The following is a 2,515-nucleotide window of genomic DNA, read 5'->3' on the forward strand; positions in this document are numbered from 1 at the left end:
TCCAGCTCCCTCTAAACCATAAAAAACAATATAAAATCGTATAAAACCACCTTATATTTGTCAATCGTAGGTTTCTTGAGGTAAAGAATCATTGATCCGACCCTTCGCTGGACTAGGGTCTAGCACATCACCTGTGTCTTTCGGTCTTCCAAGAAGCACATCACAGGGCTGGGGTTACCAGAGCTATTTATATTCCCACACAGCAATCCTTCCTTCGGAATTTTCACATTTCTCATATGAGAAATGTCCATGCAGAGATATAAACTTAAAGGTTTCTATTAAAATGGAACGGTTATTGTTTGATAGTGAAGTATTTCTTTAAAATACATGCTATTATCATACACTCCGAGTTCCATTAAATCTTTTTTTGTATCTTCGAACCATTGTTTTGCTTTTTTCCAGTGTTTGAATAAGTCCGATACTTTCTGTCCCTTTTTTACTTCCTTTGTAAAAAGGACTGACAGAAGTTCCTTCGGAACTTTTTCCTCGAATCCCATTCCTCTACGGGCTAATACAAACGCAGCCGATTGATGAATGGATAAACCATATTGTTGTTGGTACTTCACTCGACCAATGAAACTGGAATAATACGCACCAACTTCTACTAACGCGATGTTTTCTTTAAAAGAAATAGACACTAATGACTTGATCATACTACTGTATGAAAAATTACTCGCCATTCGATTGAACGATTTGCCCCCATTCGTTTGTAAAAATTTCAAGTTTTCGATTACTAATGTATCTATATCAAACGATTGTATCCATCGCATAACTTCGTACAACGTTTCTTGAATAATAAAGTCTCGTTTATTCGCTGAAACGGTATTGACGTCATGTATCCAAAACACTTTCGAAGTACGAAAATTTCCATTCGCATGAACAATCGTCACAGATAAATTATCGGGATTAATATCCATTCCCGCTACACCCTTCGAAAAATTAGGTTGTGCAGTGATTTCTCCCTCTAATGCAAGGTGGACTTGATATGTACCATTTCTTCGTTTTAAACGAATCGAATAGGATTCGCCTGTTTCTAAATAGGAAGCAATTGTATGTACAAACTTTTCAGGAAAACGAACAGTAAAACGTAGTCGATCATTTCGTTTTGCGCTTAAAGGATTTAAAATCGCAATCTCGAAGAGATTGCCTTCTAAGTACGTTAACTTCATGTTTTCGTTTCCGCCTTTTGATTTTTCGCCACGAGAATAAAGGGAATCACTTCGTGATTCACGCCATTCTTCTTTTGTTATTTTTCCTTTTTTCAAAAGCTCCATTCGTTTTTTTGTACCATCTACCATTTTAGGAACAGTCCCATTATCAATATGATGTTGGTAATAATCTCGTTGTTTTGTTAGTTTTTTGATTTTATATTGTGTGTAAAACACACTTTGTTCAATTTTATAGGCTTGTTTGACATTTTTCGGTTTACGAGAATGCAATTTCTCTAATTTTTGTTGTGATTGTTCAATTTTTTTATTATTTTGTAAGACATACATAGGCAAAAGTTCTTCTTGTGAAGAAATAGAAGCTTCTGCTTCTAAAAACGAATCTCTCATATAACGAGAATTCGGAATAAACAATTGTTTCGTTTGTTCGACAACTTGTTTACGGGTTCCACCTTCGAAAATCCGTTCACGAGAATAACGCTTTGATGATAAAAATTTACGCATTAATTCATCCAAAATGCGTGTAAATATCACATTTGGTTGTACAAACACACCAACATACGTTAACTGTAAACTATTTTTCTTTTTCGCCATGAGAGATTCACCTCTTTCTAATTTTGTTTTATATCCATTTTCTTTAATTCGTTTTTAATTTTTCTTGACCCTCTTTGACCGTACAATCTAGCAGAAAAGGAAGTAATAATTGAAATCATGTCTTCTACCATTTCTTCATTTAAACTTTTTTCCATTTTTGTTTCTATTGCAATAATTGTAACGCCATGAGAGGTGCAAAAACTTTCAAGATAAGAATAACCAAACCTAGCAAGACGGTCTTTGTATTCAACAATTACATATTGAACTTCTTTTTTTTCGATTTGTTTTAACATACGATGTAATTGTTGTCTATTTTCATTTATTCCAGAAGCTACTTCTGTATAGGTTTGAACGATTTCGAACCGTTGTTCATTACAATAGTTCTGCAAACGTTGCACTTGTCGTTCTAAATTACCTGCATCCGCTTGTTTTTTTGTAGAAACTCTCGCATAAATAAAAGCTCTTTGGGTATTTTTCTTTGAAGAAGTTTGTGTGTCAATGCCCATTAATTTTTCTAATTCTGATTGTAAATACCTTCTATGCGAACCAGCGGTTCTAACAGGAGATAATAAACCTTTTTCTTCATAACTAAGAATTGTCATGCGAGAAACATTTAAAAAATCCATCGCTTGTTTTTGAGTAAGAAATTTTTCCATCATATCACTTCCAAAAATAAAAACGCGTCTATTTTAGACTCGCTTTTATATGATTTTATACTATTTTATATTATTTTTTGATTACTGTCAACACCACCT

General features: G+C 33.7%; 2 protein-coding genes. Both read right to left on the reverse strand.

Translation table 11 applies throughout. The features are described 5' to 3' along the window. Nucleotides 1-278 precede the first annotated feature (278 nt). Complete coding sequence (locus PDQ33_RS28635) at nt 279-1,760, reverse strand: hypothetical protein (RefSeq protein WP_270394722.1); 1,482 nt, start codon at nt 1,758-1,760, stop codon at nt 279-281. 17 nt (nt 1,761-1,777) lie between these two features. Continuing rightward, the gene (locus PDQ33_RS28640) at nt 1,778-2,416 is read right to left on the reverse strand and encodes an IS607 family transposase (RefSeq protein WP_076856003.1); all 639 of its coding nucleotides are present in this window, start codon (nt 2,414-2,416) and stop codon (nt 1,778-1,780) included. Nucleotides 2,417-2,515: the final 99 nt, after the last annotated feature.

It is taken from the genome of Bacillus cereus group sp. Bc031, from assembly GCF_027716265.1.
Lineage (GTDB): Bacteria > Bacillota > Bacilli > Bacillales > Bacillaceae_G > Bacillus_A > Bacillus_A paranthracis.

Coding starts and splice junctions, on each gene's coding strand:
- PDQ33_RS28635 (WP_270394722.1), bottom strand. CDS start 1,760: ATGGCGAAAAAGAAAAATAGTTTACAGTTAACGTATGTTGGTGTGTTT.
- PDQ33_RS28640 (WP_076856003.1), bottom strand. CDS start 2,416: ATGGAAAAATTTCTTACTCAAAAACAAGCGATGGATTTTTTAAATGTT.